Annotated in this window: 18 protein-coding genes and 1 riboswitch; of the genes, 11 read left to right on the forward strand and 7 right to left on the reverse strand. The window is 62.9% G+C overall.

All coding sequences use genetic code 11. The features are described 5' to 3' along the window. Window positions 1–207 precede the first annotated feature (207 nt). The 3 genes from ggt (at window position 208) to sodC (ending at window position 3,564) form a co-directional block, all read left to right on the forward strand. A complete protein-coding gene (gene ggt / locus CRP40_RS15380; protein ID WP_027914894.1) occupies window positions 208–1,998 on the forward strand; it encodes a gamma-glutamyltransferase in 1,791 nt (596 codons plus the stop codon). Window positions 1,999–2,067: 69 nt separating this feature from the next. Beyond that, entirely contained in the window at window positions 2,068–2,949 is an 882-nt protein-coding gene (locus tag CRP40_RS15385) for a LysR family transcriptional regulator (protein WP_027914895.1), read from the forward strand. A gap of 99 nt (window positions 2,950–3,048) precedes the next feature. Further along, entirely contained in the window at window positions 3,049–3,564 is a 516-nt protein-coding gene (sodC, locus tag CRP40_RS15390) for a superoxide dismutase family protein (protein WP_023535661.1), read from the forward strand. Window positions 3,565–3,623: 59 nt separating this feature from the next. Here the strand turns inward: sodC and CRP40_RS15395 are convergent, their stop codons facing one another. The 3 genes from CRP40_RS15395 to CRP40_RS15405 form a co-directional block, all read right to left on the reverse strand. Further along, on the reverse strand, window positions 3,624–4,460 hold the full coding sequence (locus CRP40_RS15395) for a bifunctional allantoicase/(S)-ureidoglycine aminohydrolase (protein ID WP_023535538.1): 837 nt from the start codon (window positions 4,458–4,460) through the stop codon (window positions 3,624–3,626). A gap of 106 nt (window positions 4,461–4,566) precedes the next feature. Continuing rightward, complete coding sequence (locus tag CRP40_RS15400; RefSeq protein WP_027914896.1) at window positions 4,567–5,958, reverse strand: LLM class flavin-dependent oxidoreductase; 1,392 nt, start codon at window positions 5,956–5,958, stop codon at window positions 4,567–4,569. Window positions 5,959–5,972: 14 nt separating this feature from the next. Continuing rightward, window positions 5,973–6,953: an aliphatic sulfonate ABC transporter substrate-binding protein gene (locus CRP40_RS15405; protein WP_027914897.1), complete on the reverse strand. Its 981-nt coding sequence runs from the start codon at window positions 6,951–6,953 to the stop codon at window positions 5,973–5,975. Window positions 6,954–7,149: 196 nt separating this feature from the next. Between CRP40_RS15405 and CRP40_RS15410 the strand changes: the two genes are divergently transcribed. Continuing rightward, complete coding sequence (locus CRP40_RS15410; RefSeq protein ID WP_027914898.1) at window positions 7,150–8,031, forward strand: hypothetical protein; 882 nt, start codon at window positions 7,150–7,152, stop codon at window positions 8,029–8,031. A gap of 31 nt (window positions 8,032–8,062) precedes the next feature. Here the strand turns inward: CRP40_RS15410 and CRP40_RS15415 are convergent, their stop codons facing one another. Next, window positions 8,063–9,070 carry a GlxA family transcriptional regulator gene (locus CRP40_RS15415; protein WP_027914899.1) on the reverse strand — a complete coding sequence of 336 codons (1,008 nt, stop codon included), beginning with the start codon at window positions 9,068–9,070 and terminating at the stop codon, window positions 8,063–8,065. A gap of 220 nt (window positions 9,071–9,290) precedes the next feature. On the opposite strand from CRP40_RS15415, the gene CRP40_RS22350 reads away from it, so the two are divergent. The 3 genes from CRP40_RS22350 to CRP40_RS15430 all read left to right on the forward strand — a co-directional run bounded on the left by CRP40_RS22350 (window position 9,291) and on the right by CRP40_RS15430 (window position 11,056). Further along, on the forward strand, window positions 9,291–9,503 hold the full coding sequence (locus CRP40_RS22350; protein WP_023535666.1) for a PLDc N-terminal domain-containing protein: 213 nt from the start codon (window positions 9,291–9,293) through the stop codon (window positions 9,501–9,503). A 142-nt stretch (window positions 9,504–9,645) separates the two neighbouring features. Then, a complete protein-coding gene (locus CRP40_RS15425; RefSeq protein ID WP_027914900.1) occupies window positions 9,646–10,074 on the forward strand; it encodes a RidA family protein in 429 nt (142 codons plus the stop codon). Between the two features lie 88 nt (window positions 10,075–10,162). Beyond that, window positions 10,163–11,056 carry a DMT family transporter gene (locus CRP40_RS15430; RefSeq protein ID WP_027914901.1) on the forward strand — a complete coding sequence of 298 codons (894 nt, stop codon included), beginning with the start codon at window positions 10,163–10,165 and terminating at the stop codon, window positions 11,054–11,056. A 43-nt stretch (window positions 11,057–11,099) separates the two neighbouring features. Here the strand turns inward: CRP40_RS15430 and CRP40_RS15435 are convergent, their stop codons facing one another. The 3 genes from CRP40_RS15435 to CRP40_RS15445 form a co-directional block, all read right to left on the reverse strand. Next, entirely contained in the window at window positions 11,100–11,819 is a 720-nt protein-coding gene (locus CRP40_RS15435) for a TorF family putative porin (RefSeq protein WP_023535690.1), read from the reverse strand. Window positions 11,820–11,981: 162 nt separating this feature from the next. Continuing rightward, window positions 11,982–13,022 (reverse strand): branched-chain amino acid aminotransferase, encoded by a 1,041-nt coding sequence (locus CRP40_RS15440; protein WP_255212319.1) that lies wholly within the window; start codon window positions 13,020–13,022, stop codon window positions 11,982–11,984. Between the two features lie 74 nt (window positions 13,023–13,096). Next, complete coding sequence (locus CRP40_RS15445; RefSeq protein ID WP_027914902.1) at window positions 13,097–14,695, reverse strand: ATP-binding cassette domain-containing protein; 1,599 nt, start codon at window positions 14,693–14,695, stop codon at window positions 13,097–13,099. Between the two features lie 337 nt (window positions 14,696–15,032). Beyond that, a riboswitch (cobalamin riboswitch) is annotated at window positions 15,033–15,246 on the forward strand. A 99-nt stretch (window positions 15,247–15,345) separates the two neighbouring features. Between CRP40_RS15445 and cobW the strand changes: the two genes are divergently transcribed. The 4 genes from cobW (at window position 15,346) to CRP40_RS15465 (ending at window position 21,855) form a co-directional block, all read left to right on the forward strand. Beyond that, window positions 15,346–16,413, forward strand: a complete 1,068-nt coding sequence (gene cobW, locus CRP40_RS15450) for a cobalamin biosynthesis protein CobW (protein WP_027914903.1) — start codon at window positions 15,346–15,348, stop codon at window positions 16,411–16,413. Window positions 16,414–16,416: 3 nt separating this feature from the next. Beyond that, window positions 16,417–20,178 (forward strand): cobaltochelatase subunit CobN, encoded by a 3,762-nt coding sequence (gene cobN / locus CRP40_RS15455; protein WP_027914904.1) that lies wholly within the window; start codon window positions 16,417–16,419, stop codon window positions 20,176–20,178. A gap of 1 nt (window position 20,179) precedes the next feature. Then, window positions 20,180–21,190: an ATP-binding protein gene (locus CRP40_RS15460; RefSeq protein ID WP_027914905.1), complete on the forward strand. Its 1,011-nt coding sequence runs from the start codon at window positions 20,180–20,182 to the stop codon at window positions 21,188–21,190. Window positions 21,191–21,309: 119 nt separating this feature from the next. Next, window positions 21,310–21,855, forward strand: a complete 546-nt coding sequence (locus CRP40_RS15465) for a VWA domain-containing protein (RefSeq protein WP_027914906.1) — start codon at window positions 21,310–21,312, stop codon at window positions 21,853–21,855. Window positions 21,856–21,937: the final 82 nt, after the last annotated feature.

Consider the following 21,937-nt stretch of genomic DNA (forward strand, 5'->3'; position numbering starts at 1 on the left):
ATGCCGCCATCCTGAAGCGTGCTTTACGTATACGTCAAGGTGAGCGACAGGAATCGAACCGCGCAACAACCGCGTGAGCGTCGATGGTCCCGGGCGTTGCAGTCGCGTTATCCTCGCCCAGCCAGAATGCTTACCTAAAAGCGTCAGCGCCCCTTTTCGATTCGACAGCCTGGCATCGATGCCAGGCCCAACGCAGGAAGCGGCTGTATGAACCCTCTCTTTGTATCCGTCAGCGCGCTGTGCCTGAGCCTGTCCTGTAACCTAGCCCAGGCCAGGCAAGTGCTGCCCGTAGCACCCGAACTTGGCTCCGGTTATCGCGCCGGCTTGCAGCCGGTGGCAGCCAAGCGTCATATGGTAGCAGCCGCCAACCCGCTGGCTAGCCAGGCTGGACAACGCATCCTTCGCGCCGGGGGCAGCGCGGTGGATGCGGCGATTGCGATGCAAATGGTACTGACACTTGTCGAACCCCAATCGAGTGGGATCGGCGGCGGTGCATTTATCCTCCACTGGGACGGGAAAAAGACGCAGGCATTCGATGGCCGGGAAACGGCGCCGTCACAGGTGACCGAACGGCTGTTTCTCGACGACAAAGGGGCACCCATACCCTTCAGGTCAGCCCAGATAGGCGGGCGAGCGGTGGGGGTGCCAGGCGTACTGCGGGCCTTGGAGCTGGCCCACAAGCAGCACGGCGTCCTGCCCTGGCAAGCGTTGTTCCAACCCGCCATCGAATTGGCCCGTACCGGCTTCCCAGTCTCGGCACGGCTACACGCGCTGCTGGAGGCTGACCCCTTCGTGGCCAGGTCGCCCAGCATGGCTGGCTATTTTCTGGACGCGACGGGGCGCCCGCTTGCGGTAGGCACACGACTGCGTAACCCCGCACTTGCCGACACATTCGAGCAGATCGCGCAGCACGGCGCGCAGGCGTTTTACAACGGCGAGGTCGCGCAGGCCATGGTGGCCGCTGTTCATAACCACGCTAACCCAGGGTATCTGTCCATCGATGACCTGAAGCACTACCGCGCCAGCGAGCGTGAACCTGTCTGCGGGCCCTACAAAGCTTGGCAGGTATGCGGCATGCCACCCCCATCCTCCGGGGGCGTGGCGGTATTGCAGACCTTGGGCATACTGGAGGCATTGCAACGCAGATCGGCCAGGGACGATCTAGCCCACCTCACACCCGTCCCCTCGACCACTGCTGCCACCTTGGAGGCGCCAGCACGCGCCGTGCACTTGGTTGCCGAAGCCGAACGACTGGTGTATGCCGATCGCGCCCAGTATCTGGCCGACAGTGACTATGTACCCGTTCCGCTCAAGGGCCTGCTCGACCCGGGCTACCTGGCACAGCGTGCCAGTCAGGTGGGTGAGCGCAGCATGAACAAGGCCAGCCCCGGCTATCCGAAGGGTGCGCTGTTGACGCTCGCGCCTGACCGATCGCCACCGCGCATAGCCACCTCCCACGTAAGCGCCATTGATGACCAAGGCAATGCCGTGGCCATGACCACCTCGGTAGAAGGCGCATTCGGCTCGCACCTGATGGTCAAAGGGTTCTTGCTCAACAACCAACTGACCGATTTTTCGTTCGTGCCCCGGGAACAGGGCAGGCCAGTGGCCAATCGCGTTCAGCCGGGTAAGCGACCCCTGTCAGCCATGGCGCCAACGTTGGTGTTCTCCCGAGGCAATGGGGCGTTGGTGGCCAGCCTTGGCTCGCCCGGCGGCTCGCAGATCATCGGTTACGTCAACAAGGCACTCATCGGGTTGCTGGACTGGCGGCTGAACCCCCAGCAAGCCGCCGGTTTGCCCAATTTCGGCAGCCGCAACGGCGCAACCGAGGTGGAATCAGGGTTGACCAGCGCTGCGTTGATCCGCCAGCTCGAGGCGTGGGGCCACACGGTAACGCCAATGGACATGACCAGCGGCCTGCAAGTCATTTGGCGAGCTGGGTCAGACTGGTCGGGGGGTGCCGACCCGCGCCGGGAGGGCGTGGCACTGGGGGACTAAGGCCAGCGTTGCGAGCTGTACAGGCGCGTGCTAGAAAACGCTCCTCCCATTCATTTGTCGAATACTCGCATGTCTCATAACGTTAAACCGAATAGGGCCTTATTCGACCTGGACCTCTTACGGGCGATCGTCGTGGTGGCCGACTGCGGCAGTTTCACCACGGCTGCCGCTCGCTTGCATTCGACCCAGTCCACCATCAGCCAGAAAGTCCGGCGCCTGGAAGACATGGTGGGGCATCGTTTACTGGTACGTGGCAACCGCGACGTGCTCCCGACCGACGCCGGGCAGACGTTGCTCGGGTACGCCCGGCACATGCTGGCCCTGAATGACCAGATGCTCGAAGCCTTGGCCGGTGCCATGGTCGGCTTCACGGTGCGCCTGGGTGTGCCCGAAGACTTCGTGGGCGGATCGACCACCCATGCCCTATCGGCCTTCAGTCGGCTCAATCCGCAGGTGAAGCTGGAGGTCACCAGTGGGCTGTGCCGGGATCTGAGCCAGGCCTACGACAATGGCGAGCTGGACCTGGTACTGCTCAAACAACGACGCAACAGTCGCGAAGGCGTCGCTTGTTGGCCAGAGCGCCTGCAATGGATCGACAGCGCGCGCCTGCCTGCCTTTGAACTGGACCCGGTGCCGTTGGTGACATTCCCGCCGCGGGGCTTGTACCGCGAGGACATGATTACCGCCATCGAGCGCAGTGGCAGGCGCTGGCGTATCAGCTTCACCAGTTCGAGCCTGAGTGGCATCCAGGCCGCGGTCGCCGATGGCATGGGCATCAGCCTGCTACCGCCGCGCGCCGCCACCACGGAGCATCGCGTGCTGGGCGTCGAGCAGGGGCTGGACGAAGTCGACAGCTATGAGATCGTCATCGTGCACCGCCCGACCGCCGATCCAACGGTCAAGGACTTGGCGCAGGTGCTCAAGCAGCTGTTGGCCGGTGGTAGCCTTTAAGTGTTTCAGGCTGTGGCACAAGGGAATGACTGCGCGATGATGCAGTCCCATGCACAACGCGGGTATGACGTCCGCCTTCACCACGCCATGGAGAACCCTATGAAAGCAGTTGTAATCGCTGCCCTGCTGGCCACTACCGGCCTGGCCCAAGCCGCCCAGACCGTCGAGCTCAAGCTGGCAGGCGCCGATGGCCCAGGCAAGTCGATCGGCACCATCAGTATCGAACAGAACAAGTACGGAACGCTGCTGACTCCGGACCTCAAAGACCTGCCACCAGGTGTGCACGGTTTCCACCTGCACCAGAATCCGTCCTGCGCACCTGCGCAGGACGCAGGCAAAACCGTGCCAGCAGGGGGAGCAGGGGGCCACTGGGACCCTCAATCGACCAACGCGCACAAAGGCCCTTATGATGACAGCGGTCACCGCGGTGACCTGCCGGCGTTGTATGTAGGTGCCGATGGCAAGGCAACCTATCCAGTACTGGCACCGCGCTTGAAGGCTGAGGACTTCAAAGGCCATGCTTTGATGGTGCACGCAGGTGGCGATAACCACAGCGACCACCCCGAGAAGTTGGGTGGCGGTGGTGCGCGCGTGGCGTGTGGGGTGGTTGAGTAACGGCGGGTTGGCGCACCCTGGTGGGTGCGCCTCGTCGACCGGCAGGCGGTCTTTTGACTTCAGCGCTTGGGGTTGAGCGTCAAGTGCACGTGACGGTTCACGTCCTTGTACAGCAGGTAGCTGAAGTTGCCAGGGCCGCCGGCATAGCAGGCCTGCGGGCAGAAGGCGCGCAGCCACATGAAGTCGCCGGCTTCTACCTCGACCCAGTCCTGATTCAGGCGGTAGACCGCCTTGCCTTCGAGAACGTAAAGCCCGTGCTCCATGACGTGGGTTTCAGCGAACGGAATGACGCCACCTGGTTGGAACGTGACGATATTGACGTGCATATCATGGCGCATGTCGGCCATGTCGACGAAGCGGGTGGTTTTCCAGCGGCCTTCGGTACCTGGCATCTCGATCACGGTAGCGTTGTCGCGATGGGTCACGAATGAGGACGGCACGTCCAGCCCCTCGACCTTCTGGTAGTGCTTGCGCAGCCAGTGGAAGGTGACATTGGCCTTGCTGTTGTTGCGCAAGCTCCATTCGGCGCCAGGCGCCAGAAACGCATAGCCCCCTGGCACCAGTGTGTGGTGCTGGCCCTCGACGGTGATGTCCAGCTCGCCCTCGACGATGAACAACACCGCTTCGGCGTTGGGGTCCAATTCAGGCCGTTCGCTCCCGCCTTCGGGCGCCACCTCGACGATGTACTGGGAGAACGTCTCGGCGAACCCTGTCAGCGGCCGGGCGATGACCCACATGCGCATCTTGTCCCAGAAGGGCAAGTGACTGGTGACGATGTCACGCATCACGCCCTTGGGAATGACCGCGTAAGCTTCGGTGAACATGGCACGGTCGGTCAGCAGCTCGGTTTGAGCCGGGTGGCCGCCGTGGGGCGCGAAATAGGCGTGGTTCGACATGAATGCTCTCGACTTGTTGTTCTATCCCCATGCCGTGGACCGCACCGGCCGGTGCGGTGCAGGGGACGTGGGCACAGGATAGGGTGGCGCGCCGAGCATCTACAAATTAAATGTTGGAATACCCGGTATTTGTTTGCTGAATACTCACCTGGCTACCCACATGGTGCGCCGTCAGGCGGTCTCCCTCGCCGAACAACTTGTGGCGCAATGTGCCATCGACGTAGCCCTTGGGATAACGGCCACGGCGCTGCAGCTCAGGAATGAGCAACTCCACGACGTGGGTCAGGTCATCAGGTTGGACAGCATAGGTGAGGTTGAAACCGTCGATATCGGTTTGATCGACCCACGCTTCCAACTGGTCAGCGACTTCGCTTGGCGTACCGACCAGGACGGGCCCGCGTCCTCCTAGCCCGATGAATTGCGCCGCTTCGCGCACTGTCCATTGGCGGCTAGGGTCAGCCGCCGTGAAGGCTGCCAGGGCCGCACGGCCTGCATCGTTTTCCACGTACTGGATCGGCGCATCAGGGTCCAGGCCATCCAGGTCGATACCGGTCCACCCTGACAGCAGGGTCAGGGCTGCTTCGATGTCGACGAAACTGCGGTATTGGGCAAAGCGTGCCTGCGCCTGCTCGTGGATGGGCGCGACGATCAGTAACGCCTGGGCATAGATCAGCACATCGTCACGCGTGCGTCCTGCCGCTTCGCTGGCCTGACGAACACCATCGGCGTAGCGCCGCAGCACCGTGGGTGTAGGCCCGCTGATGAACACGCACTCGGCATGCCTTGCAGCGAACTGCTGACCACGCGCAGATGCGCCTGCTTGAAACAAGACGGGGGTCCGTTGCGGGGAGGGCTGGCACAGGTGAATACCAGGTACCTGGAAATGCTCGCCGAGGTGACCGATGGCGTGTACACGGGTTGGCTCGACGTAACGGCCAGTCTGACGGTCCAGCACCAGGGCATCCTCGTCCCAGCTTTTTTCCCAGAGCTTGTAGAGCACCTGCAGATACTCTTCGGCCAGGTCATAGCGCTGGTCATGCCCCAGTTGTCGATCCAGCCCAAGATTACGCGCGGCACTGTCCAGGTAGCCGGTGACGATATTCCAGCCCACGCGCCCGTCGCTGAGGTGATCGAGCGTGGACATGCGCCGGGCAAAGGGGTAGGGATGCTCGTAGGTCAGCGAGAAGGTGACCCCAAAACCCAGGTGCTTGGTCACAGCGGCCATGGCCGGGACCAGCAGCATCGGGTCGTTCACCGGCACCTGAACGCCGCCGCGCAAGGCCGGGCCTGGGCTGCCTTGATAGACGTCATAGATGCCCATTACATCGGCAATGAACAATGCGTCGAACACACCGCGTTCGAGCAGCCTCGCCAGGTCGGTCCAGTAGGCCAGGCGGTTGAAATCGGTGCTGGTGTTGCGTGGGTGGCGCCACAATCCAGGCGATTGGTGGCTGGCAGCATTCATGCTGAAGGCGTTGAAGCGTATAGGGCGGGGCATAGGCTGACCTCGCCTCAGGGCAGCACGGAAGCGGGATAAACCGCTTCGGCTACGTTCAGTTTGCGGGGGATCAGGCCAAGCCCTTGGAAGGTGTCTGCCAACTTCTGTTGTTCGGCAACGATCTCTGGCGTCACCGGCACGGCGTTGTAGTTGCGTCGTTGACTCGCCACCTCCAGTACATCGGCGTTGATGCCAAGCTGCGGTGCCAGCAATGCGGCGACGTCGGCAGGTTTGTCATTGGCCCACTGGCTGGCTTTGGCCAGTTCGCTGAAGAATGTTCTGAGCAACGCCTTGTTGCTGTCCGCGAAGTGGGCGGTGGACAAATAGAAAGTGCGATTATTGGTCAAGCCGGTCCCGTCACGCAGGTTTTTCAGCCCTGGCTGACGCTCTGCTGCAGCCAGGAACGGGTCCCATAGCGTAGCGGCCTGAACGCTGCCTGACTGCAGCGCGGCTATCGCGTCGGCTGCGTTGTTGACGTACGCCGGGGTGATGTCCTGGTAACTCAGCCCTGCCTGTTGCAAAGCCACGGCCAGCAAATACTGGGCATTCCACCCCCGGCCAGTGGCCACGCGCTTGCCCTTCAGATCCTGCACGTGCGTGAGAGTGTCCTGCTGGCGCACCACCAGCCCGATCCCACGTGGATACGGCTGTTCAGCAGCCAGGTAGACCACGGATTTGCCGGCCGCCTGGGCAAACACCGAAGGCGCATCGGCAGCGTGCCCCACGTCGATGGCACCCGTGCTCAACGCCTCGAGCAACTGAGGGCCCGCAGCAAACTCATGCCAGCTGACGCTCACCCCTTGAGGGGCAAGGACCTTTTCCAGCGCACCGCTGCCTTTGAGGATGTTGAGGCTGTTGAATTTTTGGTATCCGATGCGCAGGGTGCTGTTTTCCCCCGCCTGGGCCGGTCCGGCTAACAGCAGGGCGCCGGTAAGCGAGGCCATTAGCCCTCCCAGTACTCGCCGACGTAGTGATGAAAAGAGGGGGTGGGGCATGGCGCGATCCTTGATGTTCAGTTCAACAGGAGCACCAGAAAATAAGCACATAAGCGCGCTTCTTCAATTTTTTTATTACTAATTATTAGATTGTTTAGTTATTTTTATATCCTTTTGTTTTGTAATCAGTTGTGCGCTGTCGACGTTTTTTTCACATCCCGTTGGTAGCATTCCTAGCAGAATCAAGGAGTTCTCCATGTCTATCTTCCTGCGCACACGCAGCACTCGCATCGTGCTAACCGCTACCACTGGCCTTGTAGTCGCAACCCTCGGGTTTTTCGCCTGGCAAAGCTTCTACCCCGTGCAAGCCGCCTCGGGCTGGCAGGTCGAGGTCGTGCACCGCAATGTGGACAAGGCTGCGTCACTGCTTCCCCAGGCCGACGGCAGCCTGTTGGTCAGCCAAGAGCTGGACGATGGTCGCGGCAGCATTCTCAAGATTGCTGCGGACGGTGAGCGCGAAGTGCTCGTGGACAAGCTGTCTAAGCCGGACGGCATGGTGGCGGCAAGAGGGGGCTGGGTCTTCAGCCAGGAAGGTGGCCTGGCGCCGGTGAGTCTGGCGGTCGATGGCCACGTCACACCACTTTTCGAGGGCATTGCGGTACAGGGCCTTTGGAACGAGGGCAACCACCTTTTCGCCATCGAAGACCGCAAGGGTGATGGCCGCTTGCTGCGCTATGACTGGCGCAGCGGCCAGGTGGACGTGTTGCGTGCGGGCCTGACCGAAGCCGAAGGTTTGACCCGATGCGGGGGTGGTCGGCTACTGTATACCGAGAAAGCCGAAGGGCAGGTCCGGGCGCTGTCCAAGGATGGCAAGGACCCTGTGGTGATCGATGGCCTCAACAACCCTACATTCCTGTTTTGCGACCAGCGTGGTCTCTGGATCAGTGAAGACAACACTCACCGGGCGCGGCTGCTGCGCATAAAGCCCGATGGGACTCGCCAGACCGTGCTCTCGTTTCTCAAGGCGCCGCAGTCGATCGTGGCCGATGGCAGCGGTGGTTACTGGCTTGCAGAAGGCGGACGTGATCGCGTGCTGCACCTGACCCCTCCAGCGCAGCCGGCCGCTGCGTCAAACTGAAGTCTGAAAAAAGAGTCGATGACAGCAGCCATCAATCCCCCAGTCGCTGCTCACGCGACGGGGGATAGCCGAAGTAGGCGGCGTAGCATTTGCTGAAGTGCGACACCGAGACGAAGCCGCACGCTACCGCCACCTCCATCACCGAGAGATCGGAGTACTGCAACAGGCGGCGACTCTTGGTAATGCGAAGTTCCATGTAGTAACGCCGGGGGGAGGTGCCCAACTGCGCCTGGAACAGCCGGTCTATCTGGCGTCGGGACCGGCCGCTGTAAGCCGCCAACTGGTCCAGGCTGAGGGTTTCTTCGAGGTTGTTTTCCATCAGCTCGACGATGGTGCGCAGGTGCAGACTCATCGACTTCTTGGCCCCGGGACCCACTTGGCGATAGCGCGCACCCGAGAAGGACAGAATCTCCTCGACGCCCTCTGCCAGGCCATCACCGTACAGCCGTCGTACCAGTCCCAGCATCAGTTCCATCGCCCCGTTTGGGCTGGCGGCACTCAGCCGGTCCCGGTCGAGGGTAAAGCTTGCAGGCGTGATACGCGTCTGCGGGCTACGTTCGGCAAGGCTGGCACGTTGTTCGGGGTGAACGCTGCAGCCGTAGTCATCCAGCGCTCCGGCGCGCCCGAGAAACCATGCGCCATTCCACAAGCCGCCCAGGGCCATCCCGTGGGAAGCGCAGTCCTGGAGCAAGCGGTCAAGTTCAGGGTATTTGAGCGGCGTGCGTAAGCCGCCGCAGACCACTAGCAAGTCCAAGTGCTTGAGGGCGGTCGCCGAAAGCTCGGTGGTGATCAACTCGAGCCCCAGGTCACTCAGTACGCGGTCACCAGCAAGCGACAAGGGCGTGAATTGGAAGCTGTCGGCGCGCAAAAGGTTAGCCGTGACCAGTACGTCCATGGCCACGGTGAAGCTGGCCATGGAAAAGTGTTCGAGCAAAACGAAGTCGACCCGATAGGGCGCTTCAACGCTGGCGCTGCTGGTCTTTAACCGCAGCATGTTGCTGGTGCTGCTCTTTTTGCTGAACTGACGGGGTGTGGACACGCTGGACTCCGCTTCCTGGCTTCGCACCAAAGTGTGGCCGGTGCCCCTTGGAAAGACAATCGGCAAGGTGGCTGGCGCCAATGTGCAGGTCGTGTTCAGGCATGCGCTGGGCGTCGGCCTGGGGCAGGGAGGTTGCATGCGTGCTGGCGCCGTTCAAATCCAACGGAACCCTAGGCGTTATCGGGGAATCAATAGGGTAAGTGCCAATGGGAGGAAGCTCATGGAAATCGGAACGATTTGGTTCGTGGTGGCAATCATCTTGATTTTGCTGGAGATCTGGGCGATCTGGCACATCATGGGCAGCGATCGGCGCGCCGAGCGCAAGATGCTGTGGATTGTGTTCGTGGTGTGGGCACCGTTCCCTGGCCTGCCGATCTGGGCCTGGCGCGGGCCTCGCGCAGTCAAGGGCAAGGCTGTATTGGAAGAGAAGTGAATCGCGGGCCAGGCGCGGGGGCGTCTGGCGGCATCGCTGCTGTAATTCTACTGTCACGCTCAGGGCCGCTTTCGGCCCTTGACCTCAGGTCTGCTTGAGGTTGGATACTCGGCGTTCATTCCACAGACCGAGAGCCAATGCCATGCAGACCTCCGCCTTTGACCTGAGTAACCCTCAATCGCTGTATGACCCCAGTGGCAACGGTTATTCCCATGTGGCTGACGTGATTTCCGGGAGCAGGCTGCTGTTCATCGCGGGTCAAGGTGGGGAGCAGGCCAGTGGAACGCTGTCCCCTGATTTCGCCGTCCAGGCTCGACAGGCCATTGCCAATCTGGCGCTGGCCTTGTCCAGCAAAGGCGCGGGTCTTGAGCACGTGTGCAAGCTCACACTGCTTATCGTCGATCATAGCCAGGCACGCCTCAAGCAATGGGTGGACGCCGTAGACCGCGCCTGGGGCCAGGCTACCAAACCTACCTGCACGCTCATACCGGTTCCGCGACTGGCCCTGGACGGGATGCTAATCGAGGTGGATGCCGTAGCGGCGCTGCCCGCCTCCTCCCAAGGTAGGTAGCGCCAACGACTCGCTGTGTAGTAAACCTCTAATCAGGTTTGCGCCTTCCTGCGCGATAAGCACAGCAGTTCTCAGAGGTGACCACACCATGAGCACGACCTCTTCCCCGATCGACCGGCCGTTACTGAGCGCCTGGTTCAGGCCGGCCATGTTCAGCTTGATGGCCTTCGCCGCCAATTCGGTACTTTGCCGGCTGGCGCTCAAGGATGGCGCCGTCGACGCCATCACCTTCACCGCACTGCGCCTGGGCAGCGGCGCCTTGTGCCTGTGGTGGCTGGTGCGGCTGCGCAACCCCTGTTCAGGGGCTGCCGGCAGTTGGAGAGGCGGTCTGGCGTTGTTTTGCTACGCCTTTCTGTTCTCCATTGCCTACCTTGATTTGAGCGCGGGCGTAGGGGCATTGCTCTTGTTTGGTGCCGTTCAGCTGACCATGTTCAGCGTGGCGGCGGTGCGTGGAGAACGGATCAGCCTGCGCGCGTTGTCAGGCATGCTGATGGCTTTTTCAGGCCTGGTCGTTTTGCTGCTGCCTGGCAGCCACGCACCTACACTGACGAGCGCCTTGCTGATGGTAGCCGCGGGCATGGCATGGGGGCTCTATACCTTGCTGGGCCAGGGGTCACCTCGGCCGCTGGCGGACACGGCAGGCAACTTCGTTCGCAGCGTGCCCTTCCTGGCGTTGTGCACGCCGCTGATCGCTCTGGGTGCCGAGCTACGGTTCTCGACGGCCGGCGTGTTCTTCGCGGTGTGCTCTGGGATGCTGGCATCGGCGGCAGGTTATGCCGTCTGGTACAGCGTGGTGCGGCGCATCAGCGCTCAACAGGCCGCCACGTTGCAACTGAGCGTCCCGGTGATCGCCTCGCTGGGTGGGGTGTTGGTGATCGGAGAGGCGCTGTCGCTACGTGCCATAGGTGCCTGCGCGATAGTACTGGGCGGGGTGGCTATCGCAGTAACGGCTCCTCGTCTACAGACAACGACACAGGCTTGAGGTTGCCCAGTGGCCGGCAAAGCCTGAGCATGAGCAGGCTTGCCTAGAAGAAACTGCGCTGGGCCTTGAGCGTCACCACGCTCTCGCAATAGGTGTTGATCCCCGAATAAGCATCGCAGCCGCCACCGGTCAGGTTCGAGTCGCTGTAGATCAGGTTCAGGTCCAGGCCCAACCAGGGCCGCGACAGCTGCATGGACCAGTCGGAGAAACCGTTGACCTGGCTGCCGTCGCCAATCGTGAACGGGGTGCCGAGCCGATGATGTGCAAGCTTGACCGTCAGGTCGGCATTGAGCAGGGGAACCTGCCCGAAATCGGCATACAAGGTGCCGATCCGGTTGCTTGGGTTGTCACGCAATGCCCCGCCGAAGCGGCTGCCCATGATCGAAATACCCCCATACAGCGCATGGCTCTCTGCGCCTGCGATGTTGGGTTGGCTGTAGTGAATGACGCCGATCTCGTAACCCAAGGTACTGTCGAAGTGATGCTTGTAGCCCACGTAGTTATCGACCCGCAGGGTGGACCCTGGCGCCACGCCCATGCTGGGTGTGTACTGCCCTACGTACCACCCGCTGGTGTGACTGAAGTCCAGGCCGCCATGAAAGGCGCCGGTAGCGGCTGGGGAAATAAGCCCCTGGGCCATGCTGCGGGTAGGGGTCGTACTGAGGGTAAAGTCGAAGTCGCCCACTTCACGTTTGATCTGCTGGGCCAGGAGCGTGGGGCTGAACAGCAGGGCCGCGCTCAGCACTAGAAGGGGCCTGGTCATGGTCGGCTTCCTGAAGGGCTTGCAGTAGAGCCTTGAAGGATACCGGGCCTGGCCCCAGGAGGAAACCTCATGGCCTGCTCAAGTACGCAATTGCCTGTCGCGACGTGCAAAAAAAGCGCGCCCCCTGAGGAGCGCGCCCTGGACATTGCGCAGCTTCGGTGATCAGGCCACTTTCACGATCCAGCCTGCCGGCGCTTCAATGTCGCCGCTCTGAATGCCGGTCAGCTCGTTGTAGAGCTTCTGGGTAACGGGGCCGACCTTCTCAAGGTCATGGAACACATGCAGCTTGCCGTTATACTCGATGCCGCCGATGGGGGTGATCACCGCCGCGGTACCGCAGGCACCTGCCTCGATGAAGCGATCCAGCTGGCTGATTTCCACATCCCCTTCGATGACAGTCAGGCCCAGGCGAGACTGCGCCAGCTCCATCAGGGACAAGCGGGTGATGCCGGGCAGTACCGAAGCCGACTTGGGCGTCACGAATTCGTTATTGGCCGTGATGCCGAAGAAGTTGGCCGAGCCCACTTCCTCGATCTTGGTATGGGTCAACGGGTCGAGGTAGATGGCATCGGCGAAGTTGGCCTTTTTCGCCTCATAGCCTGGCTGCAGGCTGGCCGCATAGTTGCCACCGACCTTGGCAGCGCCAGTACCTTGCGGGGCTGCCCGGTCGAAGCTGGAGATCTGGAAGTTGTGTGGCTTCATGCCGCCTTTGAAGTACGAGCCTACCGGGATGGCGAAGATGGAAAAGATGAACTCCGGCGCGGTGCGCACGCCAATGTTGTCACCCGTGCCGATGACGAATGGGCGCAGGTACAGGGCGCCTTTGCCGTGGGGTGGCACGAAGCGCTCATTGGCCTTGACGACCTGCTTGCAGGCTTCGATGAACACGTCTGTAGGCACGTGGGGCATCAGCAGGCGCGCGCAGCTGCGCTGCATGCGGGCAGCATTCTGGTCGGGGCGGAACAGGTTGATCGAGCCATCCTTGCAACGGTAGGCCTTCATGCCTTCGAAGCACTGCTGGCCGTAATGCAGGGCCGTGGAGCCTTCGCTGATATGCAGCACGTTGTCTTCGGTCAGGGTGCCTTCATCCCACGCGCCATCGCGCCAGACAGACAGATAGCGTTTATCGGTCTTGATGTAGTCGAAGCCGAGCTTGTCCCAGTTAATGCTTTCGTTGCTCATGACACCCTCGTTGTCTTGCAAGTGCCCACGTTGGGGCTGCTGTTATATGCGCACACGCCACCTTAATACATCTTCGCCGGATCGGAAATGTCCTATCACGACTTGGCATGCGGCTGCGCAAGGTGCAGATAGCGGTCGAGCTCGAGCGCATCGAGCAACACCTGGTCGTGGGAAGCGATGATCAGCGCGCCGGTGAACTTCTCCAGCATCCTTTCCAGGGCCTGGAGCGATGGCAGGTCAAGGTGGTTGCCAGGTTCGTCCAGTAGTAGCAGTTCTACCGGGCGCCTGCGGTACAGAATCGCTGCCAGGGCCGCCTTCATGCGCTCGCCTCCACTGAGCAGCCTGCTGGGCAGCACGACACGCGCAGCGTCCAGGCCCAACTGAGCCAGCAGCATGCGGGCACGGCTCGGATCCAGTGCCAGGTTGGCCTGTTGCACGTGTTCCAGCGCGCTCACGTCGGCAGACAACACGCTGCAGTGCTGGTCGAGCAGCGCTGTTTCGCCTGCGACCAGGAGGTTGCCTGCAGGCGCTGGCAACTGGCCGGCGATCATCTTCAGCAGGGTGCTCTTGCCACTGCCATTGACGCCGGTGAGGGCGCAGCGTTGGCCCTGACGCAGGCTGAATTCGATGGGTACCGATGTGCCATGCGGCAGGCGCAAGGTTTGCAGCACTAACACTTGCCGCTGGACGCTGGGCTCAAGCGTTGGCGCGTGCACGGTAATTTCGCAGGCGCTTTCGACCGCTTGCGCAGCTTCGCGCACCCTGTCGGTCAGCCGTTGCTCGGCCTCCCGATGGCGTCGGCGCTGCTTGCCAAGTGTCGCCTGACTGCCTTGCTGTCGGTGATCGACCAGGATCTTGGCTTGGTTGACGTGCTTGGCCTTGCGCCCCGCCCGGGCCTGCGCTTTGTCCAGTGCCTGGCGTTGCTGCAGCAGAGCTCTGGCTTGCTGCTGTTGGGAGCGCTTGAGGTACTCCAACTGCTGTGCAGCTTGCGTGGTTTCGCAGCGCTTTTGCGCGTGATAGTGGCTGAAGTTGCCGCCATAGGCTTTCAGACCCAGGCTTGACAGTTCGAGAATACCGTCCATGTGATCGAGTAGAGACCGGTCATGGCTTATCACGAGCAGGCCGCGGTTCCAGGTTTGCATCATCGCCAGCCATTGCGAGCGGCCGTGGTCGTCAAGATGGTTGGTAGGTTCATCGAGTATCAGGAAGTCGGCCTCGCTCAACCAGGCACCCATCAGCGCCACACGCATGGCTTGCCCGCCGCTCAGGGTATGAACAGGGCGTTGCAGCTCCAAGTGACCCAGGCCATGGCGATGCAGGTGGGCGCGCAGGCGCTCGGGCGCATCCCAGCGCTCGCCAACGGTGTCGAAGTCAGCCGCCTCTAGGCTGCCCATCTGGATTCGTTCGAGCGCTGCGATCAATGGGCCCATCTGGGCCAGATCGGCTACGGTCTTGCTGGTGTCGATCACCTGTTGATCGACAAGATGGACACGGCCAAAGCGCCGGCACGTGCCGCTGCTTGGCAACCGCCGGCCAGCGAGGAGTTGGCCAAGCAGGCTCTTGCCAACGCCGTTGCGACCCACCAATCCGGTTCGGGTACTGTCGAAGGTCTGTGTTAGATCGGTGAACAGTGGCCTGCCATCTGGCAAGACCAGGGTGACGCTGTCCAGCGTAAGGATAGACGTAGTCGTCATGTGCAACTCCACGAATGCCGCGACATTTCCGGTGGCGACCGGAAAGTGAAGACTGGCCGTCTAACAGACGGCGGCATCAATGGCGCATTGGACGAATACCTCGTGATGGGGACGTGGAAAGAGTAGAGGAGGCTGGGCGGCGCGTAAAGTGGGGCAGACGCTGAGGGGAGTGGTGAGTGCCTTGCACTTATTCTTTTGGTTGAAGCGGCCGCTCCTGCACACGTACTGCGCTACGCTCAGCGCTGTGCCCCTGTGTGAACCAGAGGATGCTCGCCGCCTACCAGCAGTGCGGCGCCCCCACAGCCTCGACAACGGTTGACCACCCGGCAGCCACTGCGTAGCCTTGGCCGTTCGAGGTTCTTCGGCCAGGCCGGAGCTAAGACGGGAACGCGGTTCAAGCCGCGGCTGCCCCCGCAACTGTAGGCACCATCGATGAGTCGACACTGCCACTGCGCCAAGCGCGGGAAGGCGTCTTCTCCCAAGCCCGGTCCTGATGACCGTGCCTGGCGCAGGTGCAAGCCAGGAGACCTGCCTCGCAACGTTTTCGACTTTAAACCGGGCGGGGTGATCCGGTGGCGAACATGCCCGGCCAGTCTGGTCGACGGCACTCGTCCTGCATGCCCGCGCCATTCTGCCAAGGGCACTGCAACATGAAAACACTGGCCAAGCTCCCCGTTACCATCGTCACCGGCTTCCTGGGCTCGGGCAAGACCACCCTGTTGCGCCACATGCTCGACAATGCCCAAGGGCGACGCATCGCCGTGATCGTCAACGAATTCGGCGAACTGGGCATTGATGGCGACATCCTCAAGCAGTGCAGCATCGGTTGCACCGAAGAAGAGGCCAATGGCCGCGTGTACGAACTGGCCAACGGTTGCCTGTGCTGCACCGTCCAGGAAGAGTTCTTCCCGGTGATGCGCGAACTGGTGGCGCGCCGCGGCGACCTGGACCATATTCTGATCGAAACCAGCGGCCTGGCTCTGCCTAAGCCACTGGTCCAAGCCTTCCAGTGGCCTGAGATCCGCACCGCCTGCACCGTCGATGCGGTGATCACCGTGGTCGACAGCCCTGCCGTTGCCGCAGGCACTTTCGCCGCCTACCCGGACCAAGTCGACGCCCAGCGCAAGCTGGACCCGAACCTGGACCACGAGTCCCCCCTGCACGAGCTGTTCGCTGACCAACTGGCCAGCGCCGACCTGGTCGTGTTGAACAAAGCCGATCTGATTGACGCCGACGGCCTGGCCAAGGTACGTGCCGAGGTCGCTGAAGAGCTGCCAGCGGCCGTCAAAGTTATCGAAGCCAGCAGTGGCAAATTGCCGCTGGAGGTGTTGCTGGGCCTGGGCGCCGAGTCCGAGCAGCACATCGACGCCCGCCCGACCCACCACGATGCCCATCACGACGGCGATGACCATGACGATCATGACCATGATGCCTTCGATTCCATCTCCATCGACCTGCCCGAATCCGATGAGCGAGTGCTGATCGAGGCGCTCAACCAACTGGTGGTCGAGTACGGCATCCTGCGCGTCAAAGGTTTCGCCGCCATTGCCGGCAAGCCGATGCGCTTGCTCATCCAGGGGGTAGGCACGCGCTTTGACAAGCACTTCGACCGCGCCTGGCGTGCCGAAGAACCGCGCATCACACGCCTGGTGCTGATCGGTCAGGACCTTGACCCTGCCCAGCTCGAAGCGCGTCTGCGCCAGGCCTTGGGCGCCTGACCCATGCACCTGCTGCGGACCCAGCCCGGCGGCTTCGTGCCGGACGACAGCATCGCCGACCTCGGCCAGACCCCTGCCGAACTGGTCATCCTCTGCAGCGGTGATTCGCACCTGGCCCTGCTCGCCGACAGCGCCGAGCAACTGCCCGGCGACTTCCCAAGCCTGCGCCTGGCCAACCCCATGCAGGTGCAGAACCACGCCTCGGTCGACCTTTATGTCGATCAGGTCTTGCAGCATGCCAAGGTCATCCTGGTGTCGCTGCACGGCGGCGTGGGGTACTGGCGCTACGGCGTGGAACAGTTGGTCACGCTCGCCGCGCGCGGCGTGCACGTGATCCTGGTGCCCGGCGACGACCGTCCCGACCCGGAACTGACCGGGCTCGGGTCCGTGCAGGGTGCGCAAGCCGAGCAGGTGTGGCACTACCTGCGCCAAGGTGGCAAGGCCAACGCACTCAACCTGTTCTATTACCTTGCCAGTCAGTGGCTGGACCGTGACTACTGCTGGTCCGAGCCGCGGGCGTTGCCCCGCACCTCGGTCTACCACCCTCAGGTGGGCAGTGGGGCGCTGGAGGACTGGTTCCCACACTGGGATACCGATTATCCGGTGGCGCCAATACTGTTTTATCGCTCGCACTTGCAGGCGGCGAACACGGCCTTCATCGATGTGTTCTGCCAGCGCCTGCAGGCAGCAGGTTTGAATCCGTTGCCCATTGCGGTGGCCAGCCTGAAGGAAAGCGCCTGCCTGGAACAGGTTGAGGCATGGCTCGACATTGTCGGCGCCGAGGTGGTGCTCAATACCACCGGTTTTGCCCTGTCCAGCCCTGAGCGTCCTAACCTGCGCCCGCTAAGACGAGACATACCCGTGTTGCAGGCCATTTGTGCGCAGGACAACCAGCCGGGTTGGGAGGCCAGCGAGCAGGGCTTGGGCGCACGTGACCTGGCCATGCACATTGTGCTGCCCGAACTGGACGGGCGCATCATCACACGGCCGGTCAGCTTCAAGGACATGGCCTGGCACAGCGAGCGCAGCCAATCGGATGTGGTGTGCTACCGCGCGCACCCCGAGCGCATGGATTTTGTGGCCGAGCTGGCACGGCGCTGGGTGACCCTGGCGCGCCAGCCCAATGCGCACAAACGCGTGGCGTTGATTCTGGCCAACTATCCCACGCGCGATGGGCGCATCGGCAATGGCGTTGGCCTGGACACGCCGGCTGCGGCGCTCAATATCTTGCGTGCGCTGCGCACTGAAGGGTACCCGGTCAGCGAGCTGCCCGAGAGTGGCACCCAGCTGATCCATCACTTGCTGGGCGGTGTGACCAACGACCTGGACCACATCGATCAACGGCCGTGCGCCCAGAGCATGAGCCTGGTCGATTACCAGGCAGCATTCGATCGCCTGCCGGCCGCCAACCGCCAAGCGGTACTGGAACGCTGGGGGCCACCCGAGCAGGATCCAATGTTCCGCGAGGGCCGCCTGATGGTGGCAGGGGTGCGCATGGGGATGACCTTCGTCGGCATCCAGCCAGCACGTGGTTATCAGCTAGACCCCAGCGCCGTTTATCACGACCCGGACCTGGTGCCACCCCATGGGTACCTGGCGTTCTATTTCTGGCTACGGCATGGGTATGCCGCCGATGCCGTCATCCATGTCGGCAAGCACGGCAACCTGGAATGGCTGCCGGGCAAGGGGGTAGGGCTGTCTGATACATGCTGGCCGGATGCGCTGCTCGGCCCGCTGCCCAACATCTATCCGTTCATCGTCAACGATCCGGGTGAGGGCGCGCAGGCCAAGCGGCGCACGCAAGCGGTGATCATCGATCACCTGATGCCGCCGCTGACCCGCGCCGAGACCTATGGCCCGCTGCGCCACCTGGAGCAATTGGCCGATGAATTCTACGAAGCACAACTGCTCGACCCGCGTCGCGCCCGGGAGCTGCAACGCGACATCCTCGAACTGGTCAGGACCCATCACATCGACCGGGAATTGCAGCTCGAAGGGCAGCTTGACGATGCAACCGTCTGGTTGCCACGCCTGGACACCTACCTGTGCGACCTCAAGGAATCGCAGATCCGCGATGGTTTGCATGTATTCGGCCAGTCGCCCGAGGGCCGATTGCGCCTGGATACGCTGCTGGCACTGCTGCGTGTCGAGCGTGGCGATGGCCGTGGCGGCAATGCGAGTGTGTTGCGCGCCCTGGCCAAGGCACTGGTCCCAGGCTTCGATCCGCTCGACTGCGACCTTGGGCAACCCTGGGAAGGCCCACGGCCTCTGCTACTGATGAACATCAGCGACCAGGCCTGGCGCACGGCCGGCGATACGCGCGAGCGCCTCGAACTGCTGGCATTGCAGGTTATCGAAGGTGCGCTCGACGGCTCGCTGCCAGCGTTGGAGGTGGAACTTGGAGCGCCCGTCCAGGCCGTTGTCGATCATCTGCTCGCTACAGTGGCGCCGAGCCTGGACGCCTGCGGCGCCGCCGAGATGAATGGGTTGCTTGCAGCGCTAGCTGGGCGCTTCGTGCCGGCCGGTCCTAGCGGCGCACCCAGCCGCGGGCGGCTTGACGTGCTGCCCACAGGCCGCAATTTCTACACCGTCGACGTGCGTAACTTGCCGACCACGACAGCGTGGCGGCTAGGCTTTACGTCGGCCAACCTGATACTCGAACGTCATTTGCAAGATCATGGTGACCACTTGCGTCAGCTCGGGCTGTCGGTGTGGGGAACCGCGACCATGCGTACCGGTGGGGACGACATTGCCCAGGCCATGGCGCTGATGGGCGTGCGCCCAGTGTGGGCCACCGGCAGCCAGCGGGTCGACGATTTCGAGATACTGCCACTCAGCCTGCTGGATCGTCCGCGGGTGGACGTGACGCTGCGGGTGTCGGGTTTCTTCCGGGACGCCTTTGGCAGCCTGATCCGCCTGTTCGATGCTGCCGTCCAGGCCGTGGCCGGACTTGATGAGCCCGATGATCTTAATCCGTTGGCTGCGCGCGTGCGCGGTGAGCGTCTGGCCTTGCAGCAGCAGGGCCTAGACGCTGAGCAGGCGGCTCGACAGGCCGGTTGGCGCGTCTTCGGCGCCAAGCCCGGTGCCTATGGGGCTGGCATCCAGAATGCGATTGATGGGCGGCTGTGGCAGACCCGTGAAGACCTGGCCGAGGTCTACCTGAACCATGGCAGCTATGCCTATGGCGCCCAGGACGAGGGGACGCCGGCCAGGGCGCAGTTCGTCGAGCGCCTGAGCAAGGTGCAGGCAGTGCTGCAAAATCAGGACAACCACGAACACGACGTGCTGGATTCCAACGATTACTACCAGTTCCAGGGCGGCATGCTGGCGGCCACCGAAACGCTGGCCGGCGCGTCCGTGGCCAGTTACCACGGCGACCACAGCCAGGTGGACCGACCGCGCATCCGTACATTGAAGGAAGAACTCAACCGCGTGATCCGCGCGCGCGCGCTGAACCCCAAGTGGATCGATGGCGTCAAACGCCACGGCTACAAAGGGGCGTTCGAGATGGCGGCGACGGTCGACAACCTGTTCGCCTTCGACGCCACGACGCACCTGATCGACGATCACCATTACCAGTCGCTGGCCGATGCCTACGTGCTGGACCCGGCGACCCGCGACTTCATGCGCGAGCACAACCCGCAGGCGCTGCGCGACCTCACCGAGCGGCTGATCGAGGCGCAGCAACGCGGCCTCTGGCAGTCCCCCGGCGAGTACCGCGATGCCCTGGAAGAACAGCTGCTCGATGGCGAGGAACAGGCTTGAAATGAACGACGCTGCACAATTTCCCCTGGCCGCCGTAGTGGGCGCCGACGATTTGAAGTTGGCCCTGTGCCTGACGGCCATCGATCCCAGGATCGGCGGGGTGCTCATCGAAGGCCCGCGTGGCATGGCCAAGAGCACCCTGGCCCGCGGCCTGGCTGACCTGCTGGGCGATGGGCCTTTCGTGACCTTGCCGCTGGGCGCCAGTGAAGAGCGCGTGGTGGGCACACTCGATTTGGATGCCGCACTCGGGCAGGGCAAGGCGCAGTTCTCCCCCGGCGTGCTGGCCCAGGCCAATGGTGGCGTGCTCTATGTCGATGAAGTCAACCTGCTGCCGGACACCTTGGTCGACCTGTTGCTCGATGTCGCCGCCAGTGGTACCAACCGCATCGAACGCGACGGCATTTCCCATCGTCACGATGCCCGCTTCGTCTTGATCGGGACCATGAACCCCGAGGAAGGCGAGTTGCGCCCTCAGCTACTCGATCGCTTCGGTCTGAATGTGGCGCTCGACGGTCTACCCGCGCCTGATGCACGGCAACAGATCATCCGGCGCCGGCTGGCCTTCGACCATGACCCCCTGGCGTTTTGTGCCCAGTGGGCACCGGCCCAGGAGGCCTTGCGTAAGCGCTGTCAGGCAGCGCGCCAGGCGCTGGACGACATTGCACTGGATGACCGGACCTTGGCCAGCATCACCGAACGCTGCTTCGCCGCTGGAGTCGATGGGCTGCGGGCCGATCTGGTGTGGCTGCGCGCGGCCCGCGCCCACTGCGCATGGCGCGGGGCGGCGGCCATCGAGGCGGCAGATATCGATGCGGTGGAAGATTTTGCCTTGCGCCATCGCAGGCAATCGCCCGCCCAGGCTACTGCGCCCGCAGCGCCCGAGCAGCCGCAGTCACAGACCGGCAACAGCTCGGCCGAGAAGGGCGGGCAGGGGGACTGGGGGGCTTTGGCCCCGCAGCCTGTGGCAAGCGGGCCAAGGCGTGAGGTGCCGAACTGGGCAAAAAAGCCCTGAGCATCCGTCAGCCGGCCAAGACGACGGGTGCGCGAGCAGGCAAGGGCGCGCGCGCAGGTGCAAGCCGCGGTCGAGCCCAGGCGGCCAGTGCTGGCCGGGTCGCCTGGTTACAAAGCCTATTGAAGGGCCGGCCCAGGCACCGCGACGATTTGTGCTGGCACAACCGCAGGGGCACACCGGCCCAGCTATGGCTGATCATCGTCGATGCCTCCGCTTCGACACGTCGTCATCAGGCGCTCGCGCACACCAAAGGACTATTGGCCACGTTATTCGACCATGCCTACCGCCAGCGGGCACGGCTGGCTTTATTGACGGCAAGTGGCAGTGCCCCACAATGGCAGCGCCATGGACTCAAAGCTTCGGCGGCGCTGCAACCCTGGCTGCAGGCGCTGGGCGCGGGAGGCGGCACGCCGTTGCTGCCGGCGCTGGAGCAAGCAAGGCAGTGGCTGGGCGCTCGGCGCAAGGCCCATCCTAACGAGGAAGTACGCTGCCTGGTGTTCACCGACGGCCGCCTGCAGCAATGGGGTACCGTCGAGCCCTTGCCGTGCTGCACATTGCTGGTGGACATGGAACTGACACCGGTCCGCCTGGGCCGTGCTCGCCTTCTGGCACAGCAATTGGCAGCGGACTATCAACACCTGCTAAGTTTCGAAGCGGTGAAGTAACAGCGGTGTGGTGCGGCAACAAGTCGCACGCAAGAAGGGTAAACAGGGACGGCTGGAAGTGCATGTGCGTGGCAGAGCACGC

Origin of the sequence: Pseudomonas sp. URMO17WK12:I9, from assembly GCF_900230165.1 — a bacterium.
Classification (GTDB): Bacteria; Pseudomonadota; Gammaproteobacteria; order Pseudomonadales; family Pseudomonadaceae; genus Aquipseudomonas; species Aquipseudomonas fulva.

Bases quoted from the DNA above. Each gene is read 5' to 3' on its own strand.
- ggt (WP_027914894.1), top strand. From the start codon at position 208: ATGAACCCTCTCTTTGTATCCGTCAGCGCGCTGTGCCTGAGCCTGTCC.
- CRP40_RS15385 (WP_027914895.1), top strand. From the start codon at position 2,068: ATGTCTCATAACGTTAAACCGAATAGGGCCTTATTCGACCTGGACCTC.
- sodC (WP_023535661.1), top strand. From the start codon at position 3,049: ATGAAAGCAGTTGTAATCGCTGCCCTGCTGGCCACTACCGGCCTGGCC.
- CRP40_RS15395 (WP_023535538.1), bottom strand. From the start codon at position 4,460: ATGTCGAACCACGCCTATTTCGCGCCCCACGGCGGCCACCCGGCTCAA.
- CRP40_RS15400 (WP_027914896.1), bottom strand. From the start codon at position 5,958: ATGCCCCGCCCTATACGCTTCAACGCCTTCAGCATGAATGCTGCCAGC.
- CRP40_RS15405 (WP_027914897.1), bottom strand. From the start codon at position 6,953: ATGCCCCACCCCCTCTTTTCATCACTACGTCGGCGAGTACTGGGAGGG.
- CRP40_RS15410 (WP_027914898.1), top strand. From the start codon at position 7,150: ATGTCTATCTTCCTGCGCACACGCAGCACTCGCATCGTGCTAACCGCT.
- CRP40_RS22350 (WP_023535666.1), top strand. From the start codon at position 9,291: ATGGAAATCGGAACGATTTGGTTCGTGGTGGCAATCATCTTGATTTTG.
- CRP40_RS15425 (WP_027914900.1), top strand. From the start codon at position 9,646: ATGCAGACCTCCGCCTTTGACCTGAGTAACCCTCAATCGCTGTATGAC.
- CRP40_RS15430 (WP_027914901.1), top strand. From the start codon at position 10,163: ATGAGCACGACCTCTTCCCCGATCGACCGGCCGTTACTGAGCGCCTGG.
- CRP40_RS15435 (WP_023535690.1), bottom strand. From the start codon at position 11,819: ATGACCAGGCCCCTTCTAGTGCTGAGCGCGGCCCTGCTGTTCAGCCCC.
- CRP40_RS15445 (WP_027914902.1), bottom strand. From the start codon at position 14,695: ATGACGACTACGTCTATCCTTACGCTGGACAGCGTCACCCTGGTCTTG.
- cobW (WP_027914903.1), top strand. From the start codon at position 15,346: ATGAAAACACTGGCCAAGCTCCCCGTTACCATCGTCACCGGCTTCCTG.
- cobN (WP_027914904.1), top strand. From the start codon at position 16,417: ATGCACCTGCTGCGGACCCAGCCCGGCGGCTTCGTGCCGGACGACAGC.
- CRP40_RS15460 (WP_027914905.1), top strand. From the start codon at position 20,180: ATGAACGACGCTGCACAATTTCCCCTGGCCGCCGTAGTGGGCGCCGAC.